Genomic DNA, 25,249 nt, shown 5'->3' with positions numbered 1-25,249 from the left:
AAAGCGGTTACCGATCAGTCGCCCCACTGGAGGTTTTTCCGATGAAGCTTTATGCCCTGGCTGCTGTCCTGGCAGCCACCGCGGCCACCACGGTCGTCGTTCCAGGGATGTTGCCGGAGGCGGCAGCGTCGACGTACGCGTTGCAAGGCTGGGCCACGCAGGGAGGCGGGACATCCGGCGGCGGCAGCGCGTCGCCGGTGACCGTGACCACCGCCTCGGCCCTGATCAGCAACATGCAGGCCAGCGGCGCGCGCGTCATCCGTGTCTCCGGCACGATCACGCTGTCCGGGATGAACAAGGTCGCGGCCAACAAGACCATCATCGGCGTCGGCAGCGGCGCGACCATCGTCGGTGGCGGGCTGAACGTCGCGAGCGTCAGCAACGTCATCATCCGCAACATCAACTTCCGGGACTGGGACGACGACGCGGTCAACGTCCAGTACTCCAGCCGGGTCTGGATCGACCACAACAGCTTCAGCCACGGGTACGACGGCGCTGTCGACGTGAAGCGCGCGTCGGACTACGTCACCGTGTCGTGGAACAAGTTCTCCAACCACGACAAGGTCGGCCTGGTCGGCCACAGCGACGACAACGGCGCCGAGGACCGCGGCAAGCTGCGCGTGACCTACTACGCCAACTGGTTCGACGGCACCACGCAGCGGCACCCGCGGGTCCGCTTCGGCAACCCGGTGCACGTCTTCAACAACTACTACCGCGGCAACAGCGGGTACGGCGTGGCCTCGACCTGCAACGCGGGGGTCTACGTCGAGCGCAACTACTTCGAGAGCGTCTCGAAGACGGTGGTCGCCCAGACCGGCGACTCCCCCGAGGGCAACGTCAAACTGCTCAACAACTATCTGGTCGGGTCCGGTACGCCGGTTTCCCGGAACGCGGCAAGTGTCGCAGCAATTCCGTACTCCTATGTCGTGGATGCCGCCGAGAATGTGAAATCCCTGGTGACCGGCGGCGCAGGTACCGGCAAAATCTGAACTGTTTTTCGATAGGTTCGTGGAATGGACCTGTCTGTCGTCGCTGAAAGAGCCGTTCGACGCTCGGTGGCCGCCGCCCTGGTCACCGATCGGAAGACGGTCGAGTACGACCCGTACCTGGCCGGCCGCAAGGTCGACCAGGTCCGCGGGCTCGCGACCAAGCCGGCCGGCGAGACCCTCGAGTGGTCGGCGATCGTCAAAGTGACCACCGGCCCGGGGATCCGGGCGGCCCGCCGAGAGCTGAGACATTCGGACGCCCGTCGACGTTAGTCGTGAGTTTTTCGGGTCCAGGCGACGAAAAAGTACCGGCTAACGCACTCCGTCAGCCTCTCGGTCTGGGGTGATGCTGTTGACGAAGCCGGTTAGGAGGCTCCGACCGACAGGCCAGTCGCCGAGTTTGCTCTCGGAGTTGATGTGCCCCTGCTCGCCTGCTGTGATGAGCGGGATCTGCCAGCCCTCGGCGATCCGGCCGGCCACGTCGAACGAGCAGTACGGATCATTCTCGCTCGCGACCAGGAGGGCCGGGATGTTCAGTGCGGTCGGCTGCGGATCCTGGAAGGTGGCGAGGCGATCGGCGGGGTAGGCCTCGGCGCGCTGGTCCGGAGGCGCGACGAGGAATGCACCGCGCACGCGGCTCCGATCCCGAGCAGCAGCCAGCCAGTGCTTGACGGCGTAGCAGCCGAGGCTGTGGGCAACGAACACCGCCTCGTCGTCGATGGCGTCGAGGGAGCGATCGATGGCGCGGATCCAGTCGCCGCGGTCGGGATCCGTCCAGGACGCCGGCTCGATCCGCGTTGCCTGCGGCAACCAATCGGCCGCCCAGATCGACTGCCAGTGGTCGGCGTCCGAGCCGTTCCAGCCCGGGACGATGATGTAATGCATGGCTGACCTCCATCGGTGGAGGTGCCATCGTGGCGGAATCGCCGGCCCGGACGCCGCGGCGCCGATGATTGCGAAGCAGACGGCCCTGGAAAGGACGGATCCATTGGACGCCATCGACCGGCAGATCCTGTCGATCCTTCAGCAGGACGGCCGGCTCAGCGGAGCCGACGTCGGGCGCCGGGTGAATCTGTCCCAACCGGCGGTCTCCGCCCGAATCCAGCGCCTCGAGCGGCTGGGCGTGATCAAGGGCTACACGGCCGTCGTCGATCCGGAGGCGGTCGGCCTCAGCATTCACGCCGTGATCCGGATCCGCACCGTCCACGCCCGCATCCCCGAGGCGCTCGCGCTGTTCGACGAACTACCCGAGGTGACCTCCGCCTACCGCCTCACCGGCGACGACTGCTTCCTCCTCGATGTCCACACGCCCGACGCGGCCGCCCTCGCCCGGATCGTGGACGCCGTCGGCCGCCTCGGCCCGGCCACCACCTCCCTGGTTCTGGACGAGTACGAACGCAAGCCGTTGCCCTTCGCGGGTCAGTAGCTCGTCCAGCTCTTCCCCCGGCGACGGAATCGGTCTACTGTCCGCTCAAATGAGAGCGCTCTCACCTCTCTCCCCTCTACCGCCCCGGAGGTGGTTCCCCGTGTTTCGGAGTCCTGAAAGAAGACGCCGAAGTCGGCGCAGCTGGCGCGCCGCCGTGGCCGCGCTCGTCCTGGCCGTTTGCTCGACCCTCCTGGTGGGTGGCGTAGCGACAGCGGCTGACGATTACACGCAGACGGTCACGTCGGTCTCCGCGACGCAGGCCCAAATCTCGTTCACCCCGACGACAGCGGCGGTCTACGTCGACGTTCACTACATCGTGGCCGGCCAGGGCCAGCAGAACTTCCGGATGGATCTGAGCGGCGGGACCTGGCGCAAGACCGTGAGCGGTCTGTCGTCGGGGAGCGTCATCGACTACTGGTTCACCTACGAGAAGAACGGGCCGCAGTACGACACCCCGCACTTCAGTTACACGCACGGCGGCACGACCACGCCGACGGTGGCGACGCCGACGTTCTCGCCGGGGAGCGGCAACTACTCGAGTGCGCAGACGGTGACGATCTCGACAGCGACAGACGGCTCCACCATTCGCTACACGGTTGACGGTTCGACGCCGACAGCTTCGTCGACGCTCTACAGCGGGCCGATCAGCGTGCCGACGACGCGGACGGTCAACGCGATCGCGCTCAAGTCCGGGCTGACGAACTCCGCCGTGGGCAGCGCGACGTACACGATCGGTACGACGCAGGTCAGCTGTACGACGCAACCCGACGTACCGAACTTCGGGCCGAACACCCGGATCTTCGACCCGAGCATGTCGTCGACGGCGATCCAGACGCAGCTCGATGCGGACTTCAACGCACAGAAGGACACGTTGACCGCGCAGATGGCGAGCCGCCGGGTGGCGCATCTGTTCAAGCCCGGCTCCTACAGCGTGCACGACGATGTCGGCTACTACACGTCGGTCGCGGGTCTCGGCCAGAACCCCGGTGACGTCGTCATCAACGGCGCCATCACGGTCGACGCCTTCAACGAGTCGGACCAGGGCGTCGCACTGCAGAACTTCTGGCGGTCCGCGGAGAACATGGCGGTGAACCCGATCGGCGGCTCGAACCGCTGGGCCGTCGCGCAGGCGGCGCCGTTCCGCCGGATGGACATCCGCGGCAACCTGCAGCTCTACCCGGCGAGCTACGGCTTCGCCAGCGGCGGCTACATCGCCGACACCAAGGTGTCCGGACAGACTGCGTCCATCTCGCAGCAGCAGTGGTACACGCGAGACAGCAACCTCGGCAGCTGGTCCGGCGGCGTCTGGAACATGGTGTTCTCGGGCACGCCCGGCGCTCCGCCGACCACCTTCCCCAACCCGCCGGAGACGACGCTCGCCACGACGCCGGTCTCGCGGGACGTGCCGTACCTGTACATCGACGGCTCGGGCAAGTATCGCGTGTTCACGCCTTCGCTTCGTACCAACGCGTCCGGCGCGAGCTGGGCGAACGGCTCCACTCCGGGAACCTCGATCCCGATGAGCCAGTTCTACGTCGTGAAGGCCGGCGACACCGCGTCGACGATCAACGCGGCGCTGTCGTCGGGCTGCAACCTGTTCTTCACGCCAGGCGTCTACCACCTGAACCAGACGCTCAACGTGACCAGGGCGAACACCGTCGTCCTGGGCATCGGCTACCCGACGCTGATCCCGGACAACGGCGTCAACGCCATGCAGGTCGCCGATGTCGACGGTGTCCGGATCAAGGGTCTGCTCTTCGACGCCGGTACGACGAACTCCGCGGCCCTGCTCACCGTCGGCCCCTCGGGGTCATCGGCGAACCACGCCGCGAACCCGACGACGCTTCAAGACGTGTTCTTCCGGATCGGCGGATCGATCGCCGGGCACGCGACCACGAGCCTGATCGTCAACAGCCACAACACGATCGTCGACCACATCTGGGCCTGGCGGGCCGATCACGGCAACGCGGGCACCTGGGGCTGGACGCAGGCCACCGCCGACACCGGATTAATTGTCAACGGCAACAATGTGCTCGCCACCGGTCTGTTCGTCGAGCACTACCAGAAGACGCAGGTGATCTGGAACGGCCAAGGCGGCAAGACGATCTTCTTCCAGAACGAGATGCCGTACGACGTCCCGAACCAGGCGAGCTGGAACCGGCCGAGCGGCCGCAACGGGTACGCGGCGTACAAGGTCGGCGACAACGTCACGTCCCACGAGGCCTGGGGGTTGGGAAGCTACAACTTCTTCAACGTGAACCCCTCGGTCAGCGCCTACAACGCCTTCGAGGCGCCGAACAACGCGAACGTGCGCTTCCACAGCCTGTGCACGGTCTCGCTGAACTACCAGGGCACGATCACCCACGTCATCAACGACACCGGAGCCGTCACCCCACCGGGGACAGTCCCGGTGAACGTGGTCAGCTACCCCTGACCTGACCAGCGACCGGCCCGGATCAACGCGAGTCGATCCGGGCCGGTTCTGTGCTCAGCAGCCGATTCAGTAGCCCGCGAAGACGCGGCGCAAGGTGTCGAGGTCGATCGGACCGCTCAGGTCGACGGACTTCGGCGTACGGTCCGGGGCGAGGCGGCCGGCGGCCAGGCGGAGCCAGGCTTCGGCCGGCAGCGTCAGCGAGCCGTCGGGCTCGACAGCGGGCGTCTTGTCGACGCTGACCGGGTCGGCGAGGCGCAGGGTGAACTCCGTCGCCGGCTCGGTCGTCGTCACCGCGAGTACGGCGGTCTGTCCGTTCAGCTCGGCCGGCTTGGTGATCCAGCTGAGGTCGAGGGTGTTGGACTGCAGCATCTCGGGGACCGCTGCCGCGTCGAGCGTGGCCTCGGGGTCGAGGGCACTGCGGACATCCCAGGAGTGGTGGGTGAGCTCGTTGAGTCGCATGCGCACGAGGGTCGCGACATCGATCGGCGCGGGCAGCCAGCCGACGTCGATCCGGAGGTCGTTGCGCTGCCCCTCGTCCAGCGACTCGAACAGGCCGAGGAGTGTCTGGTTCCACCGCAGGAAGCCGTCGGCCTGCTCCCGCCGGCTCGAGGCGTTCCAGCGATCCCAGACCGTCTGATTGAAGTCACCGTCGGCGGCCGGCGCGGATTCCACGGCCAGCTGGAGGGTGTTGACCATGATCTCGGCACCGCTGCCCAGGTGGCTAAGCACCTGCGCGATGTCCCACTCCGTGGCGGCCGACGGGCCGGCCAGCGTCTCGTCGTCGAACTTCTTCACCAGATCCGCGAGCCGCTCGTAGCCGCTCCGGAGCGCGGCGATGACGGTATCGGCGTTGCTCAAGCTGTGCCTCCACAGGAGTAGTGCGATTCAGGTTGTTCAGTGATCAATCACTTCGGCGCGCCCGCTATTCCCGGGCGGTTCACCGAATCGACGGTTGCCGGGTCCAAGGTGGATCGGTACAGTCTGGGAATCTGTTAGGAAACTTTCCTTATTGTTCCGCTGCTGTTCACCGAGCCCCGCCCCCGTTTGGCCGGAAGGAGCGCGACGTGTCCCTGTTCCGCCGTACGAAGGTGTCCGCTGTAGTGGTCGCGACACTGATCTCGTCCGTCCTGGCTGTCCCAGCCCAAGCTGCCACCGCCTGGCCCGGCGGTGCGACCGTGACTGTTGCCGACGGCAGCAATGTGTTCGGCACGAACCTGAGTGGCCTCTCGTTCGAGAGCCCAGATGTCTTGTGGGCGGTGAAAAACGGCCCCAGCACGCTGTACCGGCTCGTCCGGGACGGCGCCCGATGGAAGCCCGACTCCGTCGGCGCGCGGTCGCTGAACTACCGCGACGGCAGTGGCGATCCCGATGCCGAAGGCATCGTTCGTACGCCGGACGGCCTGGTGGTCGCCACCGAACGCGACGGCGACGACAGCGGGACCAGCCTGCTCAAGGTCCTGCGGTACAACGCCGGTTCCACGGCGAAATCTGTCAATGCGACTGCCGAATGGGATCTCACCTCCGACCTGCCCGAGGTCGAGGACAACTCCGGACTCGAGGCGATCACCTGGATCCCGGACTCGTTCCTGACCGCCAAGGGCTTCCGCGACCAGCGCACGAACGCCGCCTACTCCCCCAGCTCGTACGCCGGCCACGGCACCGGGCTGTACTTCGTCGGGCTCGAGGACAACGGGACGATCTACGCCTACGCGCTGAACCAGTCCGGGGGAGGCTTCACCCGGGTGGCGGCCTTCGCCGGCGGCTTCGCCACGATCATGGATCTCGAGTTCGAGCCGGAGACCGGCCGCCTGTGGTCGACCTGCGACAACCACTGCTCGGGACAGAGCGCGACGCTCTCGATCGTCAGCGGCGCGTTCAAGGTCTCGGCCACCTACGACCGCCCCGGGCAGCTGCCCAACTACAACCTCGAAGGTTTCGCGATCGCGCCACAGTCCGCCTGTGCGGCCGGGCGCAAGCAGGTCGTCTGGGCCGACGACGACAACACCGGCGGCCACGCACTCCGTGCCGGGACCCTGCCCTGCACCGCACCTGCCCCGGCCGCCGGCTCCGGCCACGGCTGGCAGAAGATCGGCGACGGAATGACGGCCGGCGTCAGCGGGATCGCGGTCGTGGCCGGGAGCAACGACGTACTGGTTGTCCGGGACAACAAAAAGGCCGGCGAGAACCGAGCGTTGCGGGTCACGCTCGACGACGACGGCGAGGTCGAGGGAACCGATCCGATCGCCTGGCCGGGTGAGCTGCCGGTGGATCTGGAGGCGGTCGAGCCGGTGCCGGGCAAGGCCGGCCATTACGTCGCTCTGGCGAGTGCAGGCAAAGGTTTCGTGATCCAGCTGAAGGGTCTGCAGCTCAAGGTGCTCTCGACTTTCCAGGTTCCGGCGGGTCAGCCGGGCGACAACTACGAGAGCTTCGCGCTCAAGGTCGTCCAGAACCGCCTGTACGCCGTGTGGGCCGATCGCGGTCAGGACGTCCGGTCATCGACGCTCTACTCGGCGCCGTTCACCCTTGCCGGTCCGTCGTTCGGGTCGGTCAAGGCCGTGCCGTTCCACGTGGGATATCCGGCGAACGACGTACGGCACATCTCTGATGTCGACATCACCGACGACAACCGGGTGCTGGTCACCTCGGCGTCGGATCCGGGTGACACCGGGCCGTTCGACTCCGGCGTGTATGTCGCCGGCAAGCTCGGCAAGAACGGCGCGATCACGCTCGCGACCAAGGAACTCACGCGCTACCCCGGCCACAAGATCGAGGCGCTGACCTGCCTCTCGTCGTCGTGCGACCGGATTCTCTACGGAACCGATGACGAGGCGGCCGGTGGCGCCGTCCGCATCGGCAAGCCCTGAACAACACCATTCCTAGCCAGGAGGCGATATGCGCGGTCTTGCCGTGGCGGTGGCTCTGACAGTTCTCGGCGGCAGCACGGCCGTCGCCGTTGCCCAGACAACCCATGACCAGGAGTCCAAGAAACCCCGGGTCGCGAAGAACATCATCTACATCCAGGGTGATGGCATGGGCCTCGGCCAGCGCGACCTGATCCGGCTGGCCACCAAAGGCCGGTACGGCGAACTCGAACTCAACAAGCTGCCAGTCGCCGGACTCGTGCGGACGACGTCGGTCGACCCGCACGAGCTGGTGACGGATTCAGCCGCCTCGGCGACCGCTCTGGCCAGCGGCCACAAGACCACCAACGGCACCGTCGGTCTGGACCCGAAGGGCCGGCCGGTCGAGACGATCCTTGAACTGGCCAAGAAGGCAGGCAAGTCGACCGGGCTGGTCACCACGGCTCAGGTCACCGGTGCGTCGCCTGCGTCGTTCGCAGCCCACGTGCCTAGTCGCGACCTGCAGAGCGATATCGCCAAGCAGTACCTCGAAAATGTGCGTCCCGACGTACTGCTCGGTGGTGGTGAGGACTGGTGGTACCCGAAGGGCAACCCCGGGCTGTGGCCCGACAAGCCCGGTGAGGAGAGCCGCAGCCCGTACGGCAACCTCGTCGAGAAGGCGCAGCGGACCGGCTACACCTATGTGCGGAATGCCGAGGAACTGCGCACGACGCGATCGAACCGCCTGCTCGGGCTGTTCTCCAACGAGGACATGGTCGACTACGGGCCGGAGGGTGTGGGCAAGTACGCACCGCGCGTCCCGCTGCAGCTGATGGCCCGCAAGGCTTTGGATGTCCTCGGCAAGAATCCGCACGGCTTCTTCCTCTTCCTGGAGGAGGAAGGCATCGACGGACTCTCCCACGACAACAACACTCCGGGCGTGATCGACGCCGGCCGAGCCCTCGACACCACCGTCGCCGAGGTGATGCGGTTCGTCGCCACCCACCCGGACACCCTGGTCATCATCAACGGCGACCACGAAACCGGCGGTCTGAGCATCCAGGACTACGACTCGGACGAGGAGAAGACCGACCCGCGCCAGGACGGCCCGTTCTCGATCCCCGGTTCCAGCCTCAAGTTCGCCGTCGACTGGACCACCAACAGCCACAGCGGCACCGACACTCCCCTGACCGCCTCCGGCCCCGGTTCCGAACGCCTGGCCCGGGTCCAGGACAACACCGAGGTCTTCGCCGCCATGCGAGCCGCCGCCCACCTCTAGAATGGCGCCGTGGCAACTGACCTGGTGATCGAGGAACGACCCGTCGACGATCCGGACCTGGCCCGGTTGCTCGCCGCCGCCTACGACGAACTCGTCGGCCGGTACGGCGCCGAAGGCCGCTCGCAGGTGAAGCCGGATGCCCGCTACCTCGTGGTGCTCGACGACGAGGTAGCGGTCGGCTGCGGCGCCCTCCAAGCCTTCGAGCCAGGCACCGACCACGCCGGCGACGGCGAGGTGAAGCGCATGTTCGTCACTCCCGAAGCCCGCGGCCGCGGCTTCGCCCGCGTCCTCCTCGCCTGCCTCGAACACGTAGCCCGCGAAGCCGGCCACCCCACCCTCCGCCTCACCACCGGCGACCTCCAACCCGCCGCCATCGCCCTCTACGAGTCCAGCGGCTACCGCCGTACCGACCCCTGGGGCAAGTACGTCAACCAACCCGGCACCAACTGCTACGCCAAGCCGCTGTAGGTCACTGGCCGAGCGAGTACACGCGTTCTTCGAGGAGTGCGCCGATCTGCTCGAGCTCCGCACCGATGTCGAGCCAAGTGCGTTGCCGAGCCTGCGACGGGTCGTCAAGGCCGGCCACGGCCAGGCTGTACACGCCCAGGACGAGATCACGATCTCCGGTCGGCAGCTTGACCGAGGCCGCGAAAGGCGCGGCGAGGGCGGCCCGAACCACCTTCACCAGCTCGGGTTTCTCCTCCGACCGCACGCCGCCGGTGAGGAACCTGGGCTCCGCGGTGATCTTCAGCCACTCGAGCTCAGCACCCGTCACCTGCGCGGCGAACTCTTGCTCGAGGAGATCCCGCACCGTCCGCCCGGGATTGTCACCCAGCCATCCCAGCCAGTGGTCGGGTTCGGTGAGCGCGCTCAACTCGTCCTGCGGTGGTCCGTGCTTCGCGTTCGGCACGAACTCGCCGGTGAACTTGCCGGCGTCGTTCACCCGCCAGCCGCCGCGGATCGCCTCCGGCGGGACGTAGCCGTTCGGATCGTCGACCCAGTCGGCGTCGATGTCGTACACCCAGCCGCCCGGGTTGGCGGCTGCGGCTGCTGCCGGCGGTGGCTTGGGGCGGCGCGACCTGAAGAGACTCACCTGCCCAAGTTTGGCCTAGATCGGTACGGCGACATAGCCCGCGGCCGGTACGGCGTACGTCGTGCCGTTGACGACCAGGCTGGTGAAGCCGGGCGGGGCGTGGACGAGGACTCGCTCGGGCTTGGAGCGCCAGGCGGCGGTCCAGGTGAGGGTGAGTTGGGTGGCGCCGGTACGGCGGAACGTGAGGCTGACCGGGCCGTAGACCGTCGCCAGCTTGTCGAAGACGGTGTCCTGGTCGGTGGAGAGCCAGGCCATCGGGCAGAGGCGTAAGAGGTTGAGGTCGGTTTCGGAGAGGTTGTCGTCGACCACGGCCAGGCGGATCAGGGAGAAGATCGTCGCGTGGGTGCCGAGGGAGGCGGACATGCCGCCGCGGTGCTCGAACGGGATGTAGGTCTGCGGTGAGACGCCGCCGGCGGCCAGCGAGTACAGGCCTTCGAGGAACCTGGCGCGGTCGCCGAGTTGCCAGGAGTGGAAGATGTTCCAGCTGTAGATCGGCTCGAAGCTGGAGATCTCGTGCTCGAGGACCGGGGCGTCGAGCGGGTTCTTGCGGGAGCCGCCGTTCCAGAGCTTGGCGTTCGGGCCGACGCGGAAGTAATCGCAGAATTTGACCATCCGCTCGTCGGTGGCCGGAAGGAGCCCGGCCCAGACCAGGATCATCGCGCCGGTGTCGAGCCTCATCGCCTCGCCGAAGACTCCGGGCGCACCCCAGTAGTTCGCCGGGTAGATCGGGTAGTCCTTCCCGTCCGGGTGCCGCCACTTCGGGGCCTGGGCGCCGACCGCGTCCAGCGCCTGCACAGCCTTGGCTTGGTAGCCCGCGGCAAACGTCGTCAGCTCGGCGGTCCGGCTGTGGTTGAGCCGCTTGAGCAACCGGATCGTGGTGATCAGACCCTTGTAGATCCATGCGGTGGCCCAGATGCTCTGCACCGAACCGCCTTCGTCACTCGCGCCGCCGGCCGGCGGAAGGCCCTTCACCCCGTCGTGATTGGTCAGCGCGCAGGCGTCCTTGATCCAGTCGCATGCTTTGAGCAACGACGGCACCCAGCGGTCGATGAACGCCTGATCACCCGTCATCAGCGCATGGGTCGCCACCGCGAGCATCACCGCGCCGTGATCGGGCAGCCAGTCGATGGCTGTGACCGTGTCCGGCGTCGCGTAGTAGCCGGGATGCTTCACGTAGTAGTCCGGTCCCGGCGGCTTCACCGTGCCTTGGGTGCCGAAGTACAGCTCGAGGTGTTTCGCGACCACGTCGTGATAACCCAGCAGGGACAGGAACATGTGGCTGGTCATCGACGTCGGGGTTGTCCACAGGACGTCGTACCCCATCGAACCGGTGAGGAAGGTGGAGTAGTTCTGGCCGGGCACCTTGCTCGCGACGACCTCGGAGAACTGCACGTTCCGGCTGATCAAATCGTTGACGTACTTCTCCGGTGTGCTGACCGTGGCCGCGGTGGCGGGCTTGCGGGACCAGTACCGGTTCGATTCGGCGAGCGCGCCGTCGTACCCGAGGGTGATCTCGGGGTTGAACTCGCGTTCCTCGTTGACCGGCCGCATGCACTGCAGGATGTCGATGTGCGCGCCGACCTCCGGCTTCAGCTTGGCCGCGATCTCGTAGATCGGCTTGGCCGCGTCCTTCGGCTGCAGGAAGTCCGGCGCCGGCGCCCCGTTCATCGCCAGTACGCCGAGCTGCGGCCCGCGCGGTTGCCACATCGAGAACCCGGTCATCGAGCCGGCGCTCAGGTCCTTCCGCCACCGGGTGTAGGTGAACGGCGCCAGCTCCGGGAGACCGGTGAGCACGATGCCGTCCTGCCAGTTGTACGGGAGCTCCTGGCTGTAGTACGCGCGCGCCACCCGGATCGCGAAGCCGTAGACGCTGTCCTTGTTCACCAGCCGGGGATCGGCGGCGATCACCTCGAGCCGGATCCACGCGAACAGCGATTCCTCACCGGTCACCACGTCCGCGCCGCCCTGGACATGGGCGAAGACCGACTGCCGCAGCACGAGACCGGCCTCGGAGAACGTCCAGTCCGTCTGCAGAACCGGGGTCGGCTGCTCGGCCCAGCTCTGCCGGCCGTGGCCGTAGAGCCCCTGGTCCTCGCGGTAGACGTAGAAGTGCCCCGGATATAGATCCGGCATCCGCGGCGGCGGATCCGTCGGCTTGCCCTTCCGGAACGCCGGGCCGCCCCACGGCGTCATGTCGAGCTGCAGCCGATCCGCTTCGAGGTTCTGCGTCTCTGTGTTGTTCTGGTCGAAATACTTGATTCTGCGCGCGAGTGGTGATGGCGCTCCGATCACGCTGCCGTTGTACGTGACGTTGAACCGGAACAGGTGATCCTTCCAGCCGATCGGCGTCCAGATGTTGCGTGGATTCGGCCACCACAGCTTGGCCAGCTCGATATCGGGCTCGACTCCGGCGAGCCCGGACACGGCGGGCGCCGCAACCGTCGTACCGGCTGCTGCGGCGGCGGTTCCGCTGGGGACCGCGGCCGCCGCGAGGGCACCGCTGCCGGTGGCGAGGAAAGTTCGTCTGGACCAGTTCGTGGGCATGGCCAACAAGGTAGGTAGTCCCGGGCGGCCTGCCCATCGTTTCGATCTCGGTGATCGCGGCATGCACAATGAGGGCATGCAGAGCGACAAGCGCACCCGGGACCTGGCGTTGATCGCCACCTTCGCCGGTCTGGTCGGAGCGATGGGATTGGTGCCAGGCGTGTCACCGTTCGGTTTTCCGGTGCCTGTCACCGTGCAGACGCTGGGAGTGATGATCACCGGCGTGGTCCTCGGCGGCCGCCGGGGCGGGCTCTCGATGCTGCTTTTCCTCGCGCTCGTCGCGCTCGGTCTGCCGCTGCTGTCCGGCGGTCGCGGTGGTCTGGCCGTCTTTACCGGTCCGAGCGCGGGCTATGTGATCGGGTTCCCGGTCGCGGCCTTTGTGATCGGTAGCCTCGTGTACCGGTTCGGAGCGCCGTACCGGTTGTGGCTGGGGCTGCCGAGCATCGTCTTCGGCGGGATCGTGGTGTTGTACTGCATCGGCATTCCGGTCACCGCCTGGCGGGCGCACCTCGAGCTCGGTACGGCGATCAAGGGCAGCGCGTTCTTCTTGATCGGGGACAGCGTGAAGGCGGTCATCGCGACGCTTGTCGCCGACGCCGTGCACCGCGCCGTACCGGATCTGCTGCCGCGGCGTCAGTCATCGAAGCCGCGGGCGATCAAGGCCTCGGCCAATCCGTCCGCCTGACGCAGCGATCGAACCACGAGCGGTACGGCGAACGCTCGAAGACTGAAGCCGAGTCCGCGGGCGAGTTGGGCGGCGCGGACGTCGCGGGCCAAGTCGTAGACGACTGCGACCGAGCGGATACCGAGCGCGAGAGTGATGCCGAGGCGTTCGGGGTCGACGATGCGTTTCAGCGGCGTCGCGCAGCGGACGATCAGATCGACTAGTTCGGTCGTCCGGGTTGTACTGCTGATCACGCCGGCGAGCAGGAGCAGGGCGGCAAGACCGCCTGCGACGTGGAAGGCGGTCCTGGGACCGTTGGTGAGCCACTGGTAGCCGCCGAGTAATCCGACGATCAGGAGATAGGCCTTCCATTGCTTGGCCAGCAGCCGGCGCGGGACTTTGGCCATCACGGTAACTGTTGCTGCTAGCACCAATGCGGCAGCGGTCATCCAGAGGTTGCTGGTGACAACGGTGGCGATCGAGACCGCGGCCAGGCCGAGGATCTTCGCAGCCGCGGGCAGTCGGTGGATGAGCGACGTACCGGGGGTGTAGGTCATCAGGTCGCTCATGAGGCCAGGCTCCGGTACGTCGCGCGGGCCCGATCGGGCTCGTCGTCGCAGACCAGGCGACCCTGGTCGAAGACGAGGACGCGGTCGAAGCCGTCGAGCAGGTGCAGGTGGTGGGTCACCAGGATCACTTGCAGGTCGAGGCGTTCGATCTCGTGACGGATGCGGCGTTCGTTGCTCAGGTCAAGGAGTGTGGTGGGCTCGTCGAGGATCAGGACCTCGGGTTCGGTGACCACGACGGAGGCCAGCGCAAGCAGTTGTTTCTGCCCGCCGGACAAGGTGTGTGCGGCGCGGTCAGCCAACTCGGTGAGGCCGTAGGTGCCGAGGATGTCGGTGACTCTTTGGTGCAGCTCGGTCTTCGACAACCGCAGCCGTCGGAGGCCGAAGGCAACATCTTCGGCGACCGTCGGCATCACGATCTGTGAGTCCGGGTTCGTGAAACAGAAGCCGACCTTGCGGCGGATCCGCCGGGCGTTGGTCGCGGTGCTGTCGCCATCGACACGCACGCTGCCGATCTCGGGGACGACCAGCCCGTTGATCATCCGCACGAACGTCGACTTGCCGGAACCGTTGCCGCCGATGATGCCGATCCGGTGCTCTCTCACTTCGACGGTGACGTCCTTGAGTACTGGTTCGCCATCTCCGAAGGCGTGCGTCACTTCGGCGAACTCGATCAGCGGCATGCTTCAACCAGGATCGCCGTACCTTGGCCACCACCCGCGGCGATCGCCGCAACGCCGTACCGGCCGTTCTGCTGGGTGATCAGCTGGCTGAACAACCGCACGGCGAGTACGGCGCCGCTCGCACCCCAGGGGTGTCCGAGCGCCAACGCACCGCCTTGCCGGCAGACGAGTTCGTCGTCGAGGCCGAGGACGTCGCAACAAGCGAGTACCTGTCCGGCAAAGGCTTCGTTGAACTCCCAGACGTCGATCTGCTCGCTGGTCAGCCCGGCGCGGGCGAGGAGCCGCTGGACGGCCGGCACGATCCCGAGGCCGGGCAATGTCGGATCAACGCCAGCAGAAGCAGCCGCGAGCACCCGCAGGCCGGGGCCGGTCGTCGACAGCGCGACGACTGCCGCGCCGTCGTTGATGCCACACGAGTTGCCGACTGTCACCGTCCCGTCGGGCCGGAACACCGCAGGCAACTTCGCCAGCCGCTGTGCGGTCAACCCACGTCTGATCCGCTCGTCGGTCGTGTGTCCGGCGATGGGCACGATCTCGTCGTCGAACGCACCGTCTGCCTGCGCCGACGCGGCACGTTCATGCGACCGGGCTGCATAGGCGTCCTGCCGCTCCCGCGTGATCCCGTACAGCTCAGCAAGGGCGTCGGCCGCCGCCCCCATCTCCGGATCCCGGTCCGCGGGCGCGAACGGGGCGCGCTCGTACCGCTTCGGTTCCGCGTCTCCCACCGGCGGCCAGAATCGCCAAGGCGCCGTCGACGCACTCTCGAGGCCACCCGCCAACACCACACCACCCGTGGACGGTGGAGGGGCCGCGGGCGGGGTGCCTTGCCCCGGGGCGGCACTGGCGGCGAGGTTTGCGGCGGCGAGCTGGATGGCGGCCAGGCCGCTGGCGCATTGGCGGTCGACGGTGAGGGCTGGGATGTGGTCGGCGAGGCCGGCGGTGAGGGCCGCTACCCGGGCGACGTTCCCGCCCGGACCCATGCAGTTGCCTAGGACAACGTCTTCAACTTCGCCGGCAACGCGGTCTGCCAGTTCGCTCAGGACGACAGCGCCCAGCTCGGCGGCTGTCACCTCGCGGAACGCCTTACCGGCGGTACCGATCGGTGTCCGGAGAGCGTGGGTGATGAAGAGCTCAGACACGTGCGAGCCTCGCCCGGTCGACCTTGCCGCCGGGAGTCAGCGGCAGCTCGTCGACGACCTGCCAGCGCCGCGGCCGGTGCGACGGCGGCAACTGCTCCCGCGCAAACGCCCGCAACGTCACCAGGTCCTCTTCCGCAACGACCGCGACCGCGAGCACCTCGCCCAGCACCTCATGCGGTACGCCGAAGACAGCCACCGGTCCCCGAGCGACGCTCGCCAGCCGCTCCTCGACCTCAGCGATCACCACCGTCGCACCCGCAGTCGTCACGGCGCCGGGACGCCCGAGGACGCTCAGCGTTCCGGCCCGGTCCCTCAGCGTCGAACCGGACCATCGGCCGCGGTCGCCCACCGTGGCCCAGCCGTCTGGATCAGTCCGCAGCGGGCCGGTCGCACCGTCGACGTACCCGAGGCACACGTACGGCGACCGCACCCAGATCTCGCCGTCGCGGAGCTCGACCTCGACACCGTCGAACGGGCGCAAGTCGTCAGCATGCCCACCGGCAGCGACGAACGACAGCTCAGCCGCGCCGTAGTAGTGGACCACGTTCGGCGCCGCGGACCGGCGCTCCAATCGAGCGCCAGCTACGCAGATCACCACCTCGGACCCGAGCTCACCGCCGAGGAGGTCGAGCTGGGCGGGCGTCAAACAAGCATGCGTCACCTCACCAGGCGAGCGTCCGTGCTGAGGCGACGACACCACCCGTGCCCCGACCACCGTCGCGTGCACTGCGGCGAAGAGGTTCATCGTCGCGCTCAGCGGCCCCGGGATCCACACCACCGCCCCAGCGCCCACCCCGGTCAACTCCGAGTACGCCGCGAACGACGCCCACCACGACTCCGGATCGCGCACCACGAGCCGCGGCCGATCCGTCGTACCGGAGGTCGCCAGGGCGATCGGAAGACCGCGCTCCCGCGCCTCCAGCACCGCCCGCACCGGGTCAGCCGTCTCCAGCGGCCGCACCGCAACCCCAACCGTCACGCCCCGACTGTAGTTGCAATACTTTCAATTCGCTGTTGACAAAGTTTCGATAGGCCGCATCATTATCCCATGACTGTGGTGAGGCGGCGGGACGACCGTCGAGTCGGCTGGCTGTTCCTGCTACCGGTGATCGTGGGGTTCCTGATCTTCTACGCGTATCCGACGGTGCGCGGCATCTATTACTCGCTGACCGACTACAGCCTGCTCAACCAGCCGAGCTTCGTCGGCGGCGAGAACTACCGCAAGCTGATCGCCGACGACCAGTTCTGGAACGCGCTGAAGGTGACGGCGTACTACGTCGTGGTCAACATCGTGTCCCAGACCGTGCTCGCACTCGGGCTGGCGGCGCTGATGCATCGACTGACGCGCTCCGTCGTGCTGCGCGCGGCACTCCTGGTCCCCTGGCTGGTCCCGAACGTGACCATCGGCCTGCTGTGGGCCTGGCTGCTCGACCCCGACCTCGGCTTCGTCAACCACCTGCTCGGCTCGATCGGCCTCGACGTGACGTTGTCGTTCAACTCCCCCGGCTGGGCAATGCCCTTGGTGGGCCTGGTGAACAGCTGGGCCTACACCGGCTACACCGCCCTGCTCCTGTACGCCGGCATGCTCCAGGTACCGCAGCATCTGTACGAGAGCGCCGCGATCGACGGCGCCACCGAGGTGCGAATGTTCCGCTCGATCACGCTGCCGCTGATCCGGCCGATCCTCGCCCTCGTGCTGGTGGTCTCGCTGATCGGATCGTTCCAGATCTTCGACACGGTCGCCGTCGTCTACGGCGGGAAGGCGCCGATCCCGGAGACGCGCGTCATCTACTACTACATCTACCAACAGGCCTTCACCTACTTCCACATGGGCTACGCCGCCGCGGTCGCGATGGTGCTCGTGGTCGTGCTCGGCCTGCTGACGTTCGTTCAGCTGCGGATGCTGCGTGCGTCCCGCTCGGATCTGACCTAGGAGCCACCTGATGCCCTCGTCCCTGAGGCCCGGCCGAGTCGTTGCCTGGATCATCCTGATCACCGCACTCGTCCTGACGATCTTTCCCTTCTACTGGATGGTCCGTACGGCGCTCACTCCCGCAGCAGACCTGTACGGCGGCTCGACCGGCCTCTGGCCCGACCACGCCACCCTGATCAACTTCCGCCGGGTGCTCGGACTCGTCGACGCCGCGGAAGCCCGAGCCGCCGGAGGCTCCGGGGCGCAGATCAACTTCCTGCGGTACACGCTGAACTCGCTGATCTACAGCGGCTCGATCGCGATCGTGCAGACCTTCTGCTGTGCAATGGCCGGATACGCGTTCGCACGGCTGCGGTTCCCCGGCCGGGACCTCGCGTTCGGCACGATCGTCGCTGCCCTGATGGTGCCGCCGATCTTCACCCTGCTGCCGAACTTCGTGCTCGCCAAGCAACTCGGCGTACTGAACACGATCCCCGGCCTGGTCCTGCCGAGCCTGTTGATGACGCCGTTCGCGGTCTTCTTCCTGCGCCAGTTCTTCCTGTCGATCCCCCGCGAGGTGGAGGAGGCCGCACTGCTCGAAGGTGTCGGCGCGTGGGGCATGTTCTGGCGCATCGTGCTGCCGATGAGCCGTGGCCCACTCATCACCATCGGTCTCACGACGATCGTCTGGAGCTGGAAGGACTACCTGTGGCCGCTGCTCGTCGGCAAGGGCGAAGACACCCGCGTGCTCACGGTCGGCCTCGGCGTCTTCCTGCAGCAGTCCCCCAACCGGGCGCCGGACTGGACAGGACTGATGGCCGGCTCAGTCCTGTCCGTCGTCCCGGTGCTCCTGCTGCTCATCTTCCTCGGCAAACGGCTGGTGGAGTCGCTCAACTTCTCCGGCCTGAAGTGATCGTCAGCTCAGGCTGAACGCCAGCTTGTCGAAGTCGGGGGCCCAGCCGGATGGATTGGCGATGGTGATGGTGTTGTTGGCGGCGTTGAGCGGGACGGTGATGGTGCGGGTGCCGACGGTGTTCCAGTCGGCGGTCGGAGCGAAGCTGTAGCTGGTTGCGGTGCCGCCGTTGACCTTGATCGTGGCGGAGCGGGTTTCGGCCGACAGGTAGGACAGCGTGAGCGTGTGATTGCCGGCCGTGCCGGTGCCGATGTTGTTGAAGACGAGGGTCGCGCCGTTGCCGACGTACCCGACCTTCGAACCGCCCGAGCAGCCTGAGCACGTCGCGGTGACGGCTCCGCCGGTCAGCGTGTTCGCCGTACTCTCCGCCTCCACGGTGCCGGCGGACGGCGTACCGGTTCCGACGGTGATGGAACCCAGCCCGAGCCAGCCGTCGGCGTTCTGGGTGGCGTTGGCGAAGCGCAGCTTCTTGGCGTTCGCGGTGACGGCCTCCAGCGGGTTCTTGACCCGCATCACCAACTGGTAGTTGCTGTTGGCAACGCCCGTCAGATCCGCGGTGTTCTCGAAGTACTGCGCATAGCCGAAGTCCCGGTACGTCGGATCGGCGCCGACTCCCCAGTCCGGGAACGCGCGGATCTTGCGCGGCATGACGGTCCGCAGATCCCAGGCGGTGTCCCAGGACTTGACCACCGTTCCGGCGCTGTTCTTCAGCCCGAGCGTCACCTTCCACGGATAGTAGAACGGAGCAACGCCGTCATTGCTGATCTGTACGCCGACCTTGGCGGTCCCCGCGACGGAGTTCTTGTAATAGGCGTTGGTGACGCTGAGGTTGTAGCCCATCAAGCGCACCCCGGCGGCGACGTTCGCGTCCGTGGGGCTGTAGTTCGCGCTCTGTTCGTTCATCTTCCAGGTGGCGTGTTCCAGCTCGATACAGGCCTTGATGTTGTCGACCTCACCCGATCCACCCGGCCAGTTCGCGAACGCCTGCGGCTGGATCTCGGGCCGCACCTCGCCGCCCATCGAGTTGGTGATCCACTTGTTCTCCACGCCCTGGTCGAGCGCGTGCTGGAGCTGGGAGTAGCTCGCACCACCCATCGACATCGGCAGCGTCACGCCGGCGAGCGGACCGCCCTCGCGATAGCAGAACGAGTCGTCGTGGTAGCCGATGTTCAACCCGTTCGCGCTCGATCCGCCCGCGCCTGGATACCGGACCTCGAGTTTGGTGGTGTTGAACGCGTCGTCGTACGCCTGCAGGATCTCCTTGCCGTGGGCATCGGTCGGCATGTAGTTCGGGTAGCTGTCACCGCTCGTGTCGGTGTCGTACGGCCAGGTGTGCCACTCGCCCCAGAGTCCGACGATGCCGGTGTGGATGAAGCCGATCCGCGGATCGCCGTCGTACCGGGCGCCGAAGGCCGCGATGAAGTTCTTCACCGCGGTGAGCAGATAGGCGTTGTCGTAGTCCGGGCTCGTCGTGTTCCAGTAGGCGTTGGTGCGGTAGGTGACGTGACCGTCGAAGCAGTGCGGAATCGCGTTGCCCGGATGTGTGCCGGAGCCGCCGGGATACTCCAGGTAGAACCGCATCGCGGTCTGGTTCCCGTACGTCGCGCTCTCGTTGAGCGCCTGGTCGACCAGCGACCAGTCGTAGCTCCCGCAGTTCGTGGCGTTCGTCATCACCTCGGAGAGCCCGAAGTACGACCAGGTCAGCGAGTGCGGATAGCCGGTGTTCTGGTTGCTGCCGGGCGAGAAGAACCGGGCGAACCCCTTCAGCGGGTTGTCCAGCGGGCCGGGCGCGGCAGTGAGCGGATGGGCGGTCAGCGCCGGATCCGGTACGGCGGGCGCGGCCGGCCGCGGCGGTGGGCCTTGCGGCGCGGCCGACGCCGGTGCGGTCGTCAGCACCGCTGCGGCCACCAGGGCGAGAGCGATGCGGCCGAGTCTGGTCGGGAGGAAGGACATCAGTGACCTCCGATGGGTGGGTGGGCGAGTCCCCCGCGGCCAAGGGTTACGATCTGCCCTTGACAAATTTTCGATGAGCCACATCATTATTCGAGACGGCCAGCCATGGCAAGAGGGAGAGGCACTCGGATGATCACGAGGAAGCGGGTGGGCACAGCCCTCCTGTGCGGACTACTGGCGGCGACCACGCTCACCGCCTGCAGCAGCAACGGCGACGACGCGGCCGCCGACGGCCCGGTCACGCTCGACTACTGGCTCTGGGACGACAACCAGCAGGCGTCGTACCAGGCCTGCGCGGATGCCTTTCACACGGCGAACCCGGAGATCACGGTCAAGATCACCCAGACCGCCTGGGCGCAGTACTGGCAGAACCTGACCACCCAGCTGGCCGCCGGTGACGCGCCGGATGTCTGGACCAACCAGGGTTCGTACTACCCGCAGTTCGTCTCGAGCCAGCAGATCCTCGATCTGCAGCCGTACGTCGACACCGACAAGGTCGACCTCGGTCAGTACCAGGACGGGCTGGCGGAGCTGTGGGTCAAAGACGGCAAGCGCTACGGCCTGCCGAAGGACTGGGACACCGAGGCGATCGTCTACAACGCCACCATGCTCGCCAAGCAGGGCATCAAGCCGGCCGAGCTGGCATCGCTGACCTGGAACCCGAGTGACGGCGGGACCTTCGAGAAGACGATCGCTCGGCTGACGATCGACGCGAAAGGGCGCAACGGTCTGGACCCGGCCTTCGACAAGAGCAACGTCAAGATCTACGGGTACCAGCCGGAGTGGAACGACGGGTCCCAGGGCCAGAACGGCTGGGGCGAACTCGCGGCCGCGAACGGCTTCACCTATCTGGACAAGAACCCGTGGGGAACGCAGTACAAGTACGACGATCCCAAGCTGATCGAGACGATCGGCTGGTACAAGTCGCTGGTGGACAAGGGGTACGCACCCCGGTTCGACAAGCAGTCGACGCTCGGGATCGACGCGGTGATGGGCTCCGGCCGGGCCGCGCTGACGATCGCCGGTTCGTGGACGATCAACACCTATCTCGGCAGTGACGCCAAGCAGAAGTTCGCGCTGGCACCACTTCCGGTCGGGCCGGCCGGGGTGCGCAAGAGCGCGATCAACGGTCTGTCGGACGCCGTCTGGGCGGGGACGAAGAACAAGGACGCCGCGTGGAAGTGGGTGAAGTACCTCGGATCCGCCGATTGCCAGAACGTCGTCGGGACCAACGCGGTCGTCTTCCCGGCGATCAAGACGGCAACGGAGAAAGCACTGGCGGCGCACAAGGCCGCTGGGCGCGATGTGCAGGTGTACGTCGACTACACCAAGACTCCGGACGGCACCTTCCTGCTCCCGATCACCGACCACGGGACCGAGATCAGCCAGATCGTGCAGGACGCGATGCAGACCGTCGTCCAGGGTCAGGCTGCGCCGGACGCCGCACTCAAGAAGGCCAATCAACAGGTCAACGACCTGTTCCGCTAATTGTTGTTGTTCTTAAGGAGATCCATGCCTCTGCTCGTCGACCTGGCCGGCCGCACCTTCGCGGTGCAACTGACCGGATCGGAACCGCCCACGGCGGTGCCCGGTGGTCTGATCCTTCCACCGGGCCGAGTGGCGGTGCTGCACGGCCTCGGTGATGCCCTGTTCTATCGCCACGGCCAGAACTCGTGGAGTCCGTGCGGCTGGCGGCGGCTCAGCGAGGAGCCGTTGCGGATCGCCAGTCCGCAGCGGCGCCTCACCGCCGACGACACGATCTGGGACGATCCGTCCCGGCATCACTCCTCGGCGGTGGCCGCGTTGCAGGGTGACGACGGTCAGGTTCTGCTGCTCGGATCGCTCGGGCTCGGGACGCCGCGGCTGAGTGCCGATGCCGACACCCTGGCCGGCTGGTGCGAGGAGGACGGCGCTTTCTGGTTTGTTGCCTATGGCACCGAGGAGGAGGTCTTCGCCCGGTACGCCGAACAGCTGGCTGCTCGCCTCGGCAGCAGCGACCGGCGGGCCGGGAACGTGTGGTGCACCTGGTACGCGTACTACGAGGGCATCACGGAAGACGTGCTCACGAAGGACATTGCGGAACTCGCCGAACTGCCGTTCGACGTCGTACAGATCGATGACGGGTGGCAGCAGGCAGTCGGGGACTGGGAGCCGAACGCGAAGTTCCCGTCCGGGCTGCGGGTGCTGACCGATCGGATCGCGGCGGCCGGGATGCGATCGGGATTGTGGATCGCGCCGTTCATCGTGTTGCCGACCTCGGCTGTCGCGCGTGAGCATCCTGACTTTGTGTTGCGGGACGCCGATGGTGCGCCGGTCGTTGCCGGGAACAACTGGGGTACTGGTTATTGGGCATTGGATCTGACGCATCCGGGTGTGCAAGAGCATTTGGCAGCGTTGATCCGGCGGGTCGTGCACGAGTGGGGGTTCAGTTACCTGAAGCTCGACTTCATCAACGCGGGCGCGGCACCCGGCGTACGACGTACTGGGGTTGGGCGGGAGCAGGCTTATCGGGAGGCGCTCGCGTTGATCCGGGAGGCGGCGGGACCGGACGTCTATCTGCTGGGAAGTGGTGGGTTGTTGCTGCCTTCACTCGGGCTGATCGACGGGTTGCGGAGCGGTCCCGATGTGGCGCCGTTGTGGACCAACTACGCCAGCGACGATCCCTCTGACGCGATGGCCTCCAACGCGGTCGTGAACACCTTGCACCGGCTGTGGCACGCGCCGCTACTCGAGGTCGATCCTGATGTCGTGTACTTCCGCAGCCGGCTGAATCTGCTGACCGAAGCGCAGATGGCCTGGCTGCAGGACCTGTCGGCGATCTGTGGGTTCAAGGCGGTGTCGGATCCGCCGTCGTGGCTCAGTCCGGGCGAGCTCGAGCGGTTGACGTCGTACCTGGTCGCGCAGACCGCGGTCGTGCGGGAGGGCCGGTACCGGTTCACCCTCGATGGGCGGACGGTCGACTTCGGCGCCGCTCTGCAGCGTGGTCAGCAGTATCCGATCACCTGACGGCTAAACTTACGCTGAACTACAGCGTAAGTAGGGAGCACGCGTGAGCAATCCGGCCGGAGCCGACGTCAGCAAGCTGCGCGAGCTGAACTCGGTCAGCGTCGTCCGCGCGATGCGCGGGCAGCCGCCCGCCACCGTCACCGAGCTCGCCGACCGGGTCGGGATGTCCCGGCCCGGAACCGACGTCGTCGTCCGCGGCCTCGTCACCGACGGCTGGGTGAAGGTCGTCGAACCCGACGGCAGCACGGTCGGCCGCCCGGCCCGCCGCTACTGCTTCAACGCCGAGGCCGGTCACGTGCTCGGCGTCGACGTCGGCGTGCACAAGATCCTGGTCCTGCTCTCCGACCTCGAGGGCCAGGTCCTGCACAGCCACCGCGTCCCCGTCGAGCCGAGCGCCGACCCCGAGACCCGCCTCGACGCTGTCGACACCGCCATCACCCAATGCCTGAAGGGCGCGAAAATGCGCCCGAACCAGATCTGGGCGGTAACGGTCGGCGTCACCGGCCCGGTCGACGCCAGCGGCCGCACGACCCTCTTCACCCCGCTCCCCGGCTGGGCCGGCGTCTCCCCCGCCGAGCACCTGGCCGCCCGCTTCGACTGCCCGATCCTGATCGAGAACGACTGCAAGCTCGCCGCCGTCGCCGAGCGCTGGCAGGGCGCCGCCCAGGACGCCGACGACATCGTCTATGTCCTCGCCGGCATCCGTACCGGCGCCGGCCTGATCATCGACGGCACCCTCCGCCGCGGCTACGGCGGCGCCGCCGGCGAGATCGGCGCCCTCAAGGCAGTCCGCTGGGAAACCGCACCCGCCCACATCGAGAACTGCCCAGGCCTCCCCACCGACATCCACCCCGACGACCGCGCCGCCTGGGTCTTCACCCAAGCCCGCGAAGGCAACCGCGACGCCACCACGGCCATCCGCCGCTACGTCAAAGACCTTGCCGTCGGCACCGCCGCTCTCGTCCTGACCCTCGACCCCCAGGTCGTCGTCCTCGGCGGCGGCTTCTCCCGATCGGCGGATCTCATCCTTGATCCGCTGGCCCGTGAGCTCGGGCGGCTGGTTCTTCGCGTCCCGGAGATCCGGGCATCCAGCCTGGGTGCGGACTCGGTCGCCCTTGGTGCGCTCCGGGTCGCGCTGGATCAACTCGACAGTCAACTGTTCACCAACGGGATGCCCGCGCCGCTCACCTCGTCTCACTAGGCAGTACGCCGCCTGGTGGTCGGTGTGGGTGCGCCAGACTAGTGACCCCATTGTCTAGTAAGTTGGGTGAGATAGATGAGTATTGAATCGCAGACTGCTCTGAACGATGTGAACCTGGCGGCCGTGGGTGCGTTGGTCGAGGCCATTCAGGCCGACCCTGCCAAGGCCAAGACCACCTGGGCCGCTCACGTCAGCTGGAACGGCGCCTTCCGGTCCTCGTCGCGCGTCCGCGCCTTCGACGCCGTACCGTCGGACGAGCCGTTGGCGCTCGGCGGGAGCGACCAGGCACCGAATCCGGTCGAGCAGCTACTAGGTGCCCTAGGCAACTGCCTCGCGGTCGGGTACGCCGCGAACGCGAGCGTGGCCGGGATCGCTCTCGACGAACTCACGATCGATGTGAAGGGCGACGTCGATCTCCACGTCTTCCTCGGACTGGCCGAGGGCCACGCCGGCTTCGACTCGATCACCGCGACCGTGCGCCTCAAGTCGAGCGCCGGGGCCGACCAGATCGCAGCGCTGCACGAGCGCGTGCGTACCAGCTCCCCGGTGGGTCACACCCTGGCCGCTGCCGTACCACTCACGATCGTGCCGGCCTGACGTTCCGGGTACG

23 protein-coding genes are annotated in these 25,249 nt (G+C 67.1%); 14 read left to right on the top strand and 9 right to left on the bottom strand.

Annotation, left to right across the window (positions count from 1 at the left end; genetic code table 11):
* Positions 1 to 41: 41 nt before the first annotated feature.
* Positions 42 to 989 carry a right-handed parallel beta-helix repeat-containing protein gene (locus tag ABZS29_RS16800; RefSeq protein WP_355462740.1) on the top strand — a complete coding sequence of 316 codons (948 nt, stop codon included), beginning with the start codon at positions 42 to 44 and terminating at the stop codon, positions 987 to 989.
* A gap of 24 nt (positions 990 to 1,013) precedes the next feature.
* Positions 1,014 to 1,259 carry a hypothetical protein gene (locus tag ABZS29_RS16795; protein WP_355462738.1) on the top strand — a complete coding sequence of 82 codons (246 nt, stop codon included), beginning with the start codon at positions 1,014 to 1,016 and terminating at the stop codon, positions 1,257 to 1,259.
* Positions 1,260 to 1,298: 39 nt separating this feature from the next.
* On the opposite strand, the gene ABZS29_RS16790 is transcribed toward ABZS29_RS16795, so the two are convergent.
* Positions 1,299 to 1,871, bottom strand: coding sequence for an alpha/beta hydrolase (locus ABZS29_RS16790; RefSeq protein WP_355462737.1), 573 nt, complete (start codon positions 1,869 to 1,871; stop codon positions 1,299 to 1,301).
* Between ABZS29_RS16790 and ABZS29_RS16785 the strand changes: the two genes are divergently transcribed.
* Entirely contained in the window at positions 1,870 to 2,412 is a 543-nt protein-coding gene (locus ABZS29_RS16785; RefSeq protein WP_355462735.1) for an Lrp/AsnC family transcriptional regulator, read from the top strand. The genes ABZS29_RS16790 and ABZS29_RS16785 overlap by 2 nt on opposite strands.
* 154 nt (positions 2,413 to 2,566) lie before the next feature.
* Positions 2,567 to 4,846, top strand: a complete 2,280-nt coding sequence (locus tag ABZS29_RS16780) for a chitobiase/beta-hexosaminidase C-terminal domain-containing protein (RefSeq protein ID WP_355462733.1) — start codon at positions 2,567 to 2,569, stop codon at positions 4,844 to 4,846.
* A gap of 66 nt (positions 4,847 to 4,912) precedes the next feature.
* On the opposite strand, the gene ABZS29_RS16775 is transcribed toward ABZS29_RS16780, so the two are convergent.
* On the bottom strand, positions 4,913 to 5,704 hold the full coding sequence (locus ABZS29_RS16775; protein ID WP_355462732.1) for a maleylpyruvate isomerase family mycothiol-dependent enzyme: 792 nt from the start codon (positions 5,702 to 5,704) through the stop codon (positions 4,913 to 4,915).
* A 206-nt stretch (positions 5,705 to 5,910) separates the two neighbouring features.
* Between ABZS29_RS16775 and ABZS29_RS16770 the strand changes: the two genes are divergently transcribed.
* The 3 genes from ABZS29_RS16770 to ABZS29_RS16760 are packed head-to-tail and all read left to right on the top strand — an operon-like array spanning position 5,911 to position 9,433.
* On the top strand, positions 5,911 to 7,710 hold the full coding sequence (locus ABZS29_RS16770) for a hypothetical protein (RefSeq protein ID WP_355462730.1): 1,800 nt from the start codon (positions 5,911 to 5,913) through the stop codon (positions 7,708 to 7,710).
* A gap of 28 nt (positions 7,711 to 7,738) precedes the next feature.
* Positions 7,739 to 8,965, top strand: a complete 1,227-nt coding sequence (locus tag ABZS29_RS16765; protein WP_355462728.1) for an alkaline phosphatase — start codon at positions 7,739 to 7,741, stop codon at positions 8,963 to 8,965.
* Positions 8,966 to 8,974: 9 nt separating this feature from the next.
* Positions 8,975 to 9,433 (top strand): GNAT family N-acetyltransferase, encoded by a 459-nt coding sequence (locus tag ABZS29_RS16760; protein ID WP_355462727.1) that lies wholly within the window; start codon positions 8,975 to 8,977, stop codon positions 9,431 to 9,433.
* Between the two features lies 1 nt (position 9,434).
* Here ABZS29_RS16760 and ABZS29_RS16755 read toward each other — a convergent pair whose 3' ends face one another.
* Together ABZS29_RS16755 and ABZS29_RS16750 are read right to left on the bottom strand one after the other, a co-directional pair.
* Complete coding sequence (locus ABZS29_RS16755) at positions 9,435 to 10,058, bottom strand: hypothetical protein (protein ID WP_355462725.1); 624 nt, start codon at positions 10,056 to 10,058, stop codon at positions 9,435 to 9,437.
* A 15-nt stretch (positions 10,059 to 10,073) separates the two neighbouring features.
* Complete coding sequence (locus tag ABZS29_RS16750; protein ID WP_355462723.1) at positions 10,074 to 12,602, bottom strand: hypothetical protein; 2,529 nt, start codon at positions 12,600 to 12,602, stop codon at positions 10,074 to 10,076.
* 76 nt (positions 12,603 to 12,678) lie between these two features.
* On the opposite strand from ABZS29_RS16750, the gene ABZS29_RS16745 reads away from it, so the two are divergent.
* The gene (locus ABZS29_RS16745) at positions 12,679 to 13,287 is read left to right on the top strand and encodes a biotin transporter BioY (RefSeq protein WP_355462721.1); all 609 of its coding nucleotides are present in this window, start codon (positions 12,679 to 12,681) and stop codon (positions 13,285 to 13,287) included.
* Here ABZS29_RS16745 and ABZS29_RS16740 read toward each other — a convergent pair.
* From ABZS29_RS16740 to ABZS29_RS16725, 4 genes are read right to left on the bottom strand one after another with little or no spacing between them, the layout of a single operon-like run.
* Positions 13,236 to 13,835, bottom strand: a complete 600-nt coding sequence (locus ABZS29_RS16740; protein ID WP_355462720.1) for an energy-coupling factor transporter transmembrane protein EcfT — start codon at positions 13,833 to 13,835, stop codon at positions 13,236 to 13,238. The genes ABZS29_RS16745 and ABZS29_RS16740 overlap by 52 nt on opposite strands.
* Positions 13,832 to 14,515 carry an energy-coupling factor ABC transporter ATP-binding protein gene (locus tag ABZS29_RS16735; protein WP_355462718.1) on the bottom strand — a complete coding sequence of 228 codons (684 nt, stop codon included), beginning with the start codon at positions 14,513 to 14,515 and terminating at the stop codon, positions 13,832 to 13,834. Before ABZS29_RS16735 ends, ABZS29_RS16740 begins: the two co-directional genes overlap by 4 nt.
* Positions 14,506 to 15,654 (bottom strand): thiolase family protein, encoded by a 1,149-nt coding sequence (locus ABZS29_RS16730; protein ID WP_355462716.1) that lies wholly within the window; start codon positions 15,652 to 15,654, stop codon positions 14,506 to 14,508. The genes ABZS29_RS16735 and ABZS29_RS16730 overlap by 10 nt, the downstream gene beginning before the upstream one ends.
* Positions 15,647 to 16,633 carry a fatty acid--CoA ligase family protein gene (locus tag ABZS29_RS16725; protein WP_355462714.1) on the bottom strand — a complete coding sequence of 329 codons (987 nt, stop codon included), beginning with the start codon at positions 16,631 to 16,633 and terminating at the stop codon, positions 15,647 to 15,649. Before ABZS29_RS16725 ends, ABZS29_RS16730 begins: the two co-directional genes overlap by 8 nt.
* A gap of 69 nt (positions 16,634 to 16,702) precedes the next feature.
* Here ABZS29_RS16725 and ABZS29_RS16720 point away from each other — a divergent pair, with 69 nt between their 5' ends.
* Together ABZS29_RS16720 and ABZS29_RS16715 are read left to right on the top strand one after the other, a co-directional pair.
* Positions 16,703 to 17,587 carry a sugar ABC transporter permease gene (locus tag ABZS29_RS16720; RefSeq protein ID WP_355462712.1) on the top strand — a complete coding sequence of 295 codons (885 nt, stop codon included), beginning with the start codon at positions 16,703 to 16,705 and terminating at the stop codon, positions 17,585 to 17,587.
* Positions 17,588 to 17,597: 10 nt separating this feature from the next.
* Positions 17,598 to 18,479, top strand: a complete 882-nt coding sequence (locus tag ABZS29_RS16715) for a carbohydrate ABC transporter permease (RefSeq protein WP_355462710.1) — start codon at positions 17,598 to 17,600, stop codon at positions 18,477 to 18,479.
* Positions 18,480 to 18,482: 3 nt separating this feature from the next.
* On the opposite strand, the gene ABZS29_RS16710 is transcribed toward ABZS29_RS16715, so the two are convergent.
* A complete protein-coding gene (locus ABZS29_RS16710; RefSeq protein WP_355462709.1) occupies positions 18,483 to 20,432 on the bottom strand; it encodes a DUF4832 domain-containing protein in 1,950 nt (649 codons plus the stop codon).
* 129 nt (positions 20,433 to 20,561) lie between these two features.
* On the opposite strand from ABZS29_RS16710, the gene ABZS29_RS16705 reads away from it, so the two are divergent.
* The 4 genes from ABZS29_RS16705 (at position 20,562) to ABZS29_RS16690 (ending at position 25,236) form a co-directional block, all read left to right on the top strand.
* Positions 20,562 to 21,920 (top strand): sugar ABC transporter substrate-binding protein, encoded by a 1,359-nt coding sequence (locus ABZS29_RS16705; RefSeq protein ID WP_355462707.1) that lies wholly within the window; start codon positions 20,562 to 20,564, stop codon positions 21,918 to 21,920.
* Between the two features lie 24 nt (positions 21,921 to 21,944).
* Positions 21,945 to 23,438 carry a glycoside hydrolase family 36 protein gene (locus ABZS29_RS16700; RefSeq protein ID WP_355462705.1) on the top strand — a complete coding sequence of 498 codons (1,494 nt, stop codon included), beginning with the start codon at positions 21,945 to 21,947 and terminating at the stop codon, positions 23,436 to 23,438.
* A 43-nt stretch (positions 23,439 to 23,481) separates the two neighbouring features.
* Complete coding sequence (locus ABZS29_RS16695) at positions 23,482 to 24,639, top strand: ROK family transcriptional regulator (RefSeq protein ID WP_355462703.1); 1,158 nt, start codon at positions 23,482 to 23,484, stop codon at positions 24,637 to 24,639.
* Positions 24,640 to 24,714: 75 nt separating this feature from the next.
* Positions 24,715 to 25,236, top strand: a complete 522-nt coding sequence (locus ABZS29_RS16690) for an OsmC family protein (RefSeq protein WP_355462702.1) — start codon at positions 24,715 to 24,717, stop codon at positions 25,234 to 25,236.
* Positions 25,237 to 25,249: the final 13 nt, after the last annotated feature.

Origin of the sequence: Kribbella sp. NPDC005582 (assembly GCF_040605415.1) — a bacterium.
GTDB lineage: Bacteria > Actinomycetota > Actinomycetes > Propionibacteriales > Kribbellaceae > Kribbella.
The sequence above is the reverse complement of the archived record's forward strand: the minus strand, read 5'-3'. Positions and strand labels throughout refer to the sequence as shown.

Excerpts from the sequence above, each read along its gene's own strand:
- ABZS29_RS16765 (WP_355462728.1), top strand. The coding sequence starts at position 7,739 with ATGCGCGGTCTTGCCGTGGCGGTGGCTCTGACAGTTCTCGGCGGCAGC.
- ABZS29_RS16705 (WP_355462707.1), top strand. The coding sequence starts at position 20,562 with ATGATCACGAGGAAGCGGGTGGGCACAGCCCTCCTGTGCGGACTACTG.
- ABZS29_RS16745 (WP_355462721.1), top strand. The coding sequence starts at position 12,679 with ATGCAGAGCGACAAGCGCACCCGGGACCTGGCGTTGATCGCCACCTTC.
- ABZS29_RS16710 (WP_355462709.1), bottom strand. The coding sequence starts at position 20,432 with ATGTCCTTCCTCCCGACCAGACTCGGCCGCATCGCTCTCGCCCTGGTG.
- ABZS29_RS16735 (WP_355462718.1), bottom strand. The coding sequence starts at position 14,515 with ATGCCGCTGATCGAGTTCGCCGAAGTGACGCACGCCTTCGGAGATGGC.
- ABZS29_RS16690 (WP_355462702.1), top strand. The coding sequence starts at position 24,715 with ATGAGTATTGAATCGCAGACTGCTCTGAACGATGTGAACCTGGCGGCC.
- ABZS29_RS16715 (WP_355462710.1), top strand. The coding sequence starts at position 17,598 with ATGCCCTCGTCCCTGAGGCCCGGCCGAGTCGTTGCCTGGATCATCCTG.
- ABZS29_RS16790 (WP_355462737.1), bottom strand. The coding sequence starts at position 1,871 with ATGCATTACATCATCGTCCCGGGCTGGAACGGCTCGGACGCCGACCAC.
- ABZS29_RS16700 (WP_355462705.1), top strand. The coding sequence starts at position 21,945 with ATGCCTCTGCTCGTCGACCTGGCCGGCCGCACCTTCGCGGTGCAACTG.
- ABZS29_RS16740 (WP_355462720.1), bottom strand. The coding sequence starts at position 13,835 with ATGAGCGACCTGATGACCTACACCCCCGGTACGTCGCTCATCCACCGA.
- ABZS29_RS16800 (WP_355462740.1), top strand. The coding sequence starts at position 42 with ATGAAGCTTTATGCCCTGGCTGCTGTCCTGGCAGCCACCGCGGCCACC.
- ABZS29_RS16750 (WP_355462723.1), bottom strand. The coding sequence starts at position 12,602 with ATGCCCACGAACTGGTCCAGACGAACTTTCCTCGCCACCGGCAGCGGT.
- ABZS29_RS16720 (WP_355462712.1), top strand. The coding sequence starts at position 16,703 with ATGACTGTGGTGAGGCGGCGGGACGACCGTCGAGTCGGCTGGCTGTTC.
- ABZS29_RS16785 (WP_355462735.1), top strand. The coding sequence starts at position 1,870 with ATGGCTGACCTCCATCGGTGGAGGTGCCATCGTGGCGGAATCGCCGGC.
- ABZS29_RS16795 (WP_355462738.1), top strand. The coding sequence starts at position 1,014 with ATGGACCTGTCTGTCGTCGCTGAAAGAGCCGTTCGACGCTCGGTGGCC.